The organism is Enterobacter sp. BIDMC 29 (genome assembly GCF_019378755.1).
Classification (GTDB): domain Bacteria; phylum Pseudomonadota; class Gammaproteobacteria; order Enterobacterales; family Enterobacteriaceae; genus Enterobacter; species Enterobacter ludwigii.
This window is the reverse complement of sequence record NZ_CP080000.1, coordinates 1,521,247-1,521,466: the sequence shown is the minus strand read 5'-3', so window position 1 is coordinate 1,521,466 and position 220 is coordinate 1,521,247. Positions and strand designations below refer to the sequence as shown.

General features: G+C 53.2%; 1 protein-coding gene. It reads left to right on the top strand.

The features are described 5' to 3' along the window. A partial coding sequence (locus tag JTA15_RS06795; protein ID WP_219373025.1) for a phage tail protein I occupies positions 1-220 on the top strand: 220 nt, incomplete at both ends.

Here is a 220-nt window from a genome sequence, read left to right as displayed (position 1 = left end):
GAGTGGTGGGAAACCAACGATCCCCCAGGCACATTTCGCCTTGATATCGGTGTATTAGAGTCTGGTATCACCGAGGAAATGTATTACGAAATGGAGCGGCTCATTGCCGATGCCAAGCCCGCCAGCCGCCATCTTATCGGGCTAAATATTATCCAGGACATACCCGGCAACCTCTACACCGGTGCCCTGACCTATGACGGCGACATCATCACGGTTTACC